The 6,827-nt window shown below is 63.0% G+C and carries 6 protein-coding genes and 1 tRNA gene; 2 read left to right on the top strand and 5 right to left on the bottom strand.

What is annotated here, in order from left to right; genetic code table 11:
* Positions 1-1,002 (bottom strand): hypothetical protein (locus tag NZM16_RS11455; protein ID WP_295480490.1); only part of this gene is annotated, 1,002 nt, incomplete at its 3' end.
* Between the two features lie 256 nt (positions 1,003-1,258).
* On the opposite strand from NZM16_RS11455, the gene NZM16_RS11450 reads away from it, so the two are divergent.
* Positions 1,259-1,341: transfer RNA gene (locus NZM16_RS11450), tRNA-Leu, on the top strand.
* A gap of 308 nt (positions 1,342-1,649) precedes the next feature.
* On the opposite strand, the gene NZM16_RS11445 is transcribed toward NZM16_RS11450, so the two are convergent.
* Positions 1,650-2,774 carry a hypothetical protein gene (locus NZM16_RS11445; protein WP_295480488.1) on the bottom strand — a complete coding sequence of 375 codons (1,125 nt, stop codon included), beginning with the start codon at positions 2,772-2,774 and terminating at the stop codon, positions 1,650-1,652.
* A gap of 142 nt (positions 2,775-2,916) precedes the next feature.
* Between NZM16_RS11445 and NZM16_RS11440 the strand changes: the two genes are divergently transcribed.
* Positions 2,917-4,173 (top strand): NAD(P)/FAD-dependent oxidoreductase, encoded by a 1,257-nt coding sequence (locus NZM16_RS11440; RefSeq protein ID WP_295480487.1) that lies wholly within the window; start codon positions 2,917-2,919, stop codon positions 4,171-4,173.
* Between the two features lie 85 nt (positions 4,174-4,258).
* On the opposite strand, the gene NZM16_RS11435 is transcribed toward NZM16_RS11440, so the two are convergent.
* From NZM16_RS11435 to NZM16_RS11425, 3 genes are all read right to left on the bottom strand, one after another.
* A complete protein-coding gene (locus NZM16_RS11435) occupies positions 4,259-4,612 on the bottom strand; it encodes a DUF488 domain-containing protein (protein ID WP_295448617.1) in 354 nt (117 codons plus the stop codon).
* A gap of 262 nt (positions 4,613-4,874) precedes the next feature.
* Positions 4,875-5,123 carry a hypothetical protein gene (locus NZM16_RS11430; RefSeq protein ID WP_295480485.1) on the bottom strand — a complete coding sequence of 83 codons (249 nt, stop codon included), beginning with the start codon at positions 5,121-5,123 and terminating at the stop codon, positions 4,875-4,877.
* Positions 5,107-6,381 (bottom strand): hypothetical protein, encoded by a 1,275-nt coding sequence (locus NZM16_RS11425; RefSeq protein ID WP_295480483.1) that lies wholly within the window; start codon positions 6,379-6,381, stop codon positions 5,107-5,109. The genes NZM16_RS11430 and NZM16_RS11425 overlap by 17 nt, the downstream gene beginning before the upstream one ends.
* Between the last annotated feature and the right edge of the window lie 446 nt (positions 6,382-6,827).

Below are 6,827 nucleotides of genomic sequence, written 5' to 3'. Positions count from 1 at the left end.
CAGCACCACGTGCCAGGGAAATTCCGCCCACTCCGCCAGAGGCCCGATCAACGTCCCGATTTGCAGGGTCTCATAAGCGCTTTGAAGCGCATGGGGTTCTGGGATCCCATCCACGGAGGCAATGGCGGAGGCGAAGGCAGCCATCCCGTGGATCAAGTGGGGTTTGCTCGGATTCTCCTGCAACCCCACGGTCTCCGCCAGCCAGAAGAGGCGGCCCAGTCCGACGGGCGGCCAGTCCTCCAGCCCAATCTGTCGGGCAGCCAGCTCCGCCTCAGGGGAATAAACAGGTCGAGGAGGCGCGGGCTCCTTCAGGGGCGGGCGGGAAGGTCGCAAGGTATAGAACGCAGGGGCCAGACGCCCTTCATACCAGACATGGATGAGCGCCCGAGCCCCCTCGCGGGTTAGCAACGGCCGGTCCTCCTCCAGCAATCCCCGAGTCACTTCGATAGGAGCGGGCCGGCCATAAGCCTCCTGATAGGCCCGGCTTCCAACCATCCATGTCTGGAAAACCGCCGTGGTCGGGCACGACAGGTGATGGGTATTCGCCAGCAGGATCTTCAGCAGAGCCTCCAGGGCCTCAGGGCGCGGGAGCTGGGGCAATGCTTCGCGGCGCCAGAGCTGCCATGCCGCCTGGGAAGGGCGTTCCCCTGGTTGCGCCGCCTCGCCAGCAGCTTTCACCCAGGCCACGTAGTTCGGACGGATCTGGGCGCTATCCAGCGCCCGGGCTGCTAGGCGAGCCATCGCCTCCTCAAAGTCCGGGACAATCCAATGCTCATCGAGGCGCGCAGCCTCTAGCAACAGCCCGGCCAGACAGATGGCAGTGGAATCCCACTCACTGGTCACCCCCGAGGCCTCAAACCACTCGATGTCCGCCTCCGTCGGCATGGGGATCTCCCATCCCAGACGCCGGGTGAACGTCTCGAGCGTCGCCGGAATCCCTCGCTTATACCCCACCGGGAGAACCAGCACATCATCGATATCCAGCAGGAGGACCACTGGCATCCCGTTCCCCTCCGCTCCTGAGCGTAACTTGAACTCTAAAAGCCTTCAGGATTTTATCTTCCATCGGAGGGATGCACAAATCCACGAGGATTTTCACCGCGAGCCCCTGCCTGAGAGGTCCGGAAAGAGTTCTTCGTTTGGGATTCCGGAAAGGCTTTGAGCTTGAAGCAAAAGAGTATAATATTATAGGCGCTATGCAGCGGCGGCCCTCCTAGCCCTGGAAGTCCCTCCTCGCCAATTACCCAACAAGCCTAACGGGCCGGTGGCGGAACTGGCAGACGCGCGTGGCTTAGGACCACGTGGGGAAAACCCGTGCGGGTTCGAATCCCGCCCGGCCCATTGAAGCCCGGCCACCCTCCCCATCCGTTGACCGGAGCGGCACATGCCAGCCCTCTGTGGATCCCCATGATCTCGCCTTGTGAGGGCCCCCATTCGATTCATCGCCCCGCCGGGATTTTCATCAAGGGAGAGCAGAGAAGTGATCTCCTCATCCGGGGTGAACGGAGATCCCAAGTGGTTCATTGGGCTTGGAGGTTTAGCGATGGTGGAGCGGACATTGAAGGTGCCCGCTCCACCCATGCACGGGTTGAACCAGCGCTGCTGGCTCCTGGGAGGAAGGCAGAGGTTTGGAGGCTGGCGAGCTGTCCTCAGCGATCCGTCCAGCCACCAAGCCTCAGGTCTTCTGAAGAAGCCGCCAATGGGCCGGGCGAGGCTTTTCGACCTGCCCGAATCCCTCGAAGGATCAGGGTCAGAAACAGCAGGATCGCCACGCCGTTCAATAAGCCGCCCCAGCGGCGGACCTCAAAGATCCCTCCAAGATCCCCGATCAGACGGACAACCAGGGAAAGGTGCAGGAGGACGAGGGGCAGGTAAAGCGTGGAGGAGAAGACAGGGTTGACCCGGAGGACGGCCGGGAAGATGATCAGCGCATGGCCGAAGATCATCGAGAACACGAATCCAATCAGCACCGCATGCAACCGCGCATCATATAATGGCCCTGCCGTGGCTTCACCGGGGAGCCATTCCAGCCCCCCACCGATCCCCAGCCAGAGGTAGCCGGCCAGCATGCAGAGCGCGAGATAACGCACCAGCCCGTGCTGACGCACGGTGCGGCGGGCGATGTCATAATGGGCGAGCCAAGCCGCCAGGGCCAACCACCCCAATCCCAGAACTCGCTGTCCCCACGCGGGAAGGAACAGGCTGAGGATCAGCCCAAAGAGCACCAGCCCCACGCCAGCCCAGAAGGATCCGATCATCCCCCGCCCTCGAGGGATCACCTGCGCGAGCTCCAACCGCTCCCCCACAATGGTCAGCACCAGAAACGCGGTCCACCACGGCGTGGCTTTCGCCAGCGAATCGCTCCCCAGCCAGATCAGCTGGCCGATCCCCCACGCCATAGCACCGAACCCCAGGACCAGGATGGCTGGATCCATACGACGCCGGGCGGCGTGGACAAAGAGCGCCGCCAGCACCAACGCGCTGCCCAGGAACAGGACGGCGCTCCCGTTCGTCGGAGGCATCAGGAGCAGGGTAAGGCTCCCCAGGGCGGCCAGGATCGGCGCCCCCCAGACCCAGCGAGGGCCGACGATGGCCCGCTCCAGGGTGATCAGCGTGCCCAGGAAGCCGGAGATCATCAGCGCGCCATGGGCTCCCGGCCAGGCCAGGTTGGGTCGGGGAAATGCCCACCCCATCCGAATCCAGCCCGCCCACAGACCCACCAGCAGCGCCAGAATTCCAATCAGCATCAGCGGGAACCGCATCCGTAACGGCATGGAGGCCCCCTGGTCCTCAACGGCCTGCTTGCACACCCTCGGAGATCGAACGTCTGTTAAGATAAGCGATGTGCTCGATGGGCTTCCAACTGCCGCTTGGATCGCCGGATAGGGCGTGAAACCCCGAGGAACGGAGGGCACCATGGCCAGACGGGATCGGCCGCGAGTGGTCGTGGTAGGCGCAGGGTTCGGGGGGCTATGGGCGGTGCGGACCCTGGCCTTCGAGCCCGTGGAGGTGTTGTTGGTGGACCGGCGGAACCACCACACCTTCCTCCCCCTGCTCTATCAGGTCGCCGCCGCTGAGATCGAGCCGGAGGCCATCGCCTTCCCCATCCGGGGGCTCCTGCGCCGGTTCCCCAATGTCGAGTTTGAAATGGCCGAAATCCGGGGGATCGACCCGGAAGCCCGTCAGCTGGAGACGGACGGCTCACCCATCCATTATGACTTTCTGATCCTGGCCCCAGGCAGTGTGGAACATACCTTTGGCGTGCCAGGGGTCGTCGAGCATGCCTTCTTCCTGAAGAACCTGGATCAGGCCATCGCGCTGCGCAACCATATCCTGGCCGCTTTCGAACGGGCGGCTCGGGAACCGGATCCGTTCCAGCGACGCCGGCTGCTGACGTTCACGATCGTCGGCGGCGGGCCGACCGGAGTGGAATTCGCCGGTGCCCTGGCGGAGCTCATCGCTCGCCCTCTCCGAAGGGATTTCCCCAGACTGGACTTCCGGGAAGTTCGTGTGATTCTCCTGGAGGCGATGGAGGGATTGTTGCCTGGCCTGCCCGATCCGTTGCGGGTTTATGCGGCCGCCCGCCTCCGCCGGCTGGGGGTGGAGGTCCGGCTGCGGGCCACGGTGGAGGCCGTAGAGCCGGAACGCGTGCGATTGAAGGATGGAACCATTATCGAGGCGGGAACAGTGGTGTGGACAGCCGGTGTAAGGGGGAACCCGCTGGGGGAGGCCATCGGGCTTCCTGCAGGACCTGGAGGACGGGTCCGGGTGGCTTCCACCCTTCAGGTGCCCGGGCATCCAGAGATCTACGTGATCGGAGATCTGGCCCTCCCGGAAGGATCCGGGAAGCTGCCGATGGTCGCCCCGGTAGCGATCCAGCAAGGCGAACGGGCCGCCCGGAATATCCTGCGGGCCCTGCGGGGCCGTCTGCCCGAGCCCTTCCACTACCGGGATCCCGGCACACTGGTCACCCTGGGGCGGAACGCCGCTGTGGCCCATGTGTTCGGGCGCGCCTTCACCGGCTTCCCGGCCTGGCTCTTGTGGCTCGGGGTGCACCTGGTGCGCCTGATCGGCCTGCGGAACCGTTTAGTGGTCCTCTCCGGATGGGCATGGGATTATCTGTTCTATGAACGGGTAGTGCGATTGATCCTTCCAGGAGAGGGCGCTAAATAAAATCCGCGCCTTAGACGGTCCGAATTACCTTCTTTTTCCCTTTCCCCGCCGCCCTTCGGGCAGCGGGGAAGGAGAATGGGGCGCTTCAGCGCTTCAATTCCTTCTCGAGGAACTCCCGGAGAGCCACCGCGTTGTTGTGGACAACGTCCCGGGCGCTGAACAGAAGCGTGACGTTGCCCGCACGGGCCGCGTCCAGGAGCGGCCGCCAGGCCTCCGGATGGGCCTCCAGTTCTGCAAAGTAGCGCCGGCGGAACTCCTCCCATTTCTTCGGATCATGGCTAAACCACCGCCGCAGCCGATCGCTGGGCGCCACCTCCCTCAGCCAGCCATCCATCTGCAGGGCCTCCTTCTTCATCCCCCGTGGCCACAGCCGCTCCACCAGGAACCGCTTCCCATCGTCCGGCCCCACCGGATCGTAGACTCGCTTGACCTTAATCATGGCAGTCACCTCCCTTCAGGGCAGCCAGGGGGATAAGCCGCGCTGTCCACCAAGCGCGAATCGAAAGGCAAAACCTTATGCCCCTCCGCTTCCAGGAGCCTCCGCTCGTCCAGTCCTTTCGGCAACAGATGAAAATACACCAGTCTGGCGTAAGATTGCCAGGGAGCCAGGACGCGATGCACGCCCTCGTAATCTATGGGACGAGGGCACCTCAGCCATCGTTGCAGGCGGCCCCATTGATCGGGTGAAGCGGTAACGCTGCTTACGTGCTGTTTGGAACGATACGCTCCGCCCAGCGGGTGGCCAGCCGATCCAGCGTCTCCTCCAGATCGAACCCGCAGATCGCTGCGGCGTCCTCCAAGAGCTCCTCCATCTCCTTTGTGCAGGTGACCTCGATCTCATAGATCCCATATTCCTCAAAGATCGCTGCCGCCTCCGGATCCTGATCCAGGATCTCCTGTATGGTCATGTGCATGAGCATTTCCCGAAGCTCCTTAGCTTCCTTGTCCATCACGCACCTCCATTCCCGGATTGCTGGAACCCAATAGCAGCCCCCGTTGAAATCCCTCAACCCAGAGGATCCGCCCAAACATCCCCAGGGCGATCAGGAATGGAAACAGAGCGCCGACCATGGCGGCCACCAGGACCCACCGTCCGCTCCAAGCCGATGGCCAGAGGCCGGTTAGTGGAACCAGGGAGAGCATCATCAGACCGACCGCGGGGAACATCGCGGAAAGCCAGGGGGCCGCGTGCGCTCCCCAGACCTGGCGGGCACCGGCCATCAGCCCCAGGGTGACGAACCCCAAAAGCAGCAGGTGAAGATAAGGGATTCGAAGCTCCACTTCCAGCGCCCAGGAGGCGAGGGGGGGCACACTGAACCCCAGTTTGGCCAGCGCGCACATTCCCAGGAAAACAAGAGGAACGCGCCATTCCAGCGGCGCCGTTCGGAAAAATCGAAGCCCTATCATCCCGAGAGCCAGCGCCGCCGCCCCGCCACCGACCCCCGCCAGGAGCCGTAACGCCCAGGGGACCTCCGTTGGCGGCATCAGCGACAGGAAAGCCCACGGCGTGCCCAAAGCTAGCGCCCACCAGCTCCATCGGGGAAGCGCACGGAAGATCTGGGGATCCCTTACCCCAGCCAGGCCGATCAGAGCGAGGATGAGCCAGCCATCCGCAAACAGATAGAGGAAGAAATGGACGGTAGCACTCTCCCAGAACGGATCCTCAATCCGGAAGATCGTTAGGCCTGCCCGTCCCCACGCCCCCAGCGAGGAGAGGATCAGGAAGGATACCGCGAGATCCCACCACGGCCGGGCGGGATGATCGAACCGACGGGTCCAGCGGAAGTAAACCACTCCATACGCATACCAGGCGAAGATGTTCAGGCCCGCAGCCATCGTGGCCAGCGGGAGCCGCCTCCCAGCCCACTCAACCGGCTGATACCCGTAAAGCAGGAAAGGAACGTAAGCCGCCAGGCCCAGGAGGAGCGTGATCCATGGGATCCAGACCACGCTGGATGGGATCCGCCCCCTAACCATATGGAGAACGATCATCGCCATCAGCGCGGGCGTGACCCATCCGAAATACATCAGGTGAGAGTGCGCGTGCCGGAGGTTCCCCAGCGAGAGGCCTGCGGGGAGACCTGCCAGCATCCCATAGCGGAACAGGACCCCCGTGGCGGCCGCCAGCACGAAACACCCCAGGGCGCCGATCCAGATTCCCCACAGCCTTGTTCCCTCTGAGGATCGCTTAAAAGCGCTATGTTTCATCTCTCTTTCTCCATCGAGATGATCCAACGCTTTCTCCGTTTAGATCTTGCCTCTCCCCCCTATTCTCCTCCCCAGGCTTACAACATGGCCAATCTCTTTCACTTATACGGCGAACGGGCTGGTCCCCCTTTGACCCCGAACAACCTCCTGGAAGTGCTGACAAGGGGGATCGAAGACTGAACCGGACTTTTCCTCGCTCCAGAAGATCAGCCTCCAAGAAGCGGTTCAATGAAAAGAGCGATCATCGTCCTCACGCTGGGGTCGCTTCTGGGAGCGGAGTGGCGAATACCGGTATCTATGCGTGCCCAGAAGATGAGAGGCGTGATCATTGTGGTTCCGTAAGAGAGGATGGTTGGGGCGAGGCCTGGCTTCATTCCTGTATCCCTCGCTTTCAAGGGATCGCGAGGATCGCCTCGATCCCCCCTCTCCACAATTCTCAAAGGCCG

The sequence above is a fragment of the Thermoflexus sp. genome, assembly GCF_025055495.1.
Lineage (GTDB): Bacteria > Chloroflexota > Anaerolineae > Thermoflexales > Thermoflexaceae > Thermoflexus.
Note: the sequence above shows the minus strand (reverse complement) of the source record. Positions and strands in the feature narration are given on the sequence as shown.

Bases quoted from the DNA above. Each gene is read 5' to 3' on its own strand.
- NZM16_RS11440 (WP_295480487.1), top strand. From the start codon at position 2,917: ATGGCCAGACGGGATCGGCCGCGAGTGGTCGTGGTAGGCGCAGGGTTC.
- NZM16_RS11445 (WP_295480488.1), bottom strand. From the start codon at position 2,774: ATGCCGTTACGGATGCGGTTCCCGCTGATGCTGATTGGAATTCTGGCG.
- NZM16_RS11430 (WP_295480485.1), bottom strand. From the start codon at position 5,123: ATGGACAAGGAAGCTAAGGAGCTTCGGGAAATGCTCATGCACATGACC.
- NZM16_RS11435 (WP_295448617.1), bottom strand. From the start codon at position 4,612: ATGATTAAGGTCAAGCGAGTCTACGATCCGGTGGGGCCGGACGATGGG.
- NZM16_RS11425 (WP_295480483.1), bottom strand. From the start codon at position 6,381: ATGAAACATAGCGCTTTTAAGCGATCCTCAGAGGGAACAAGGCTGTGG.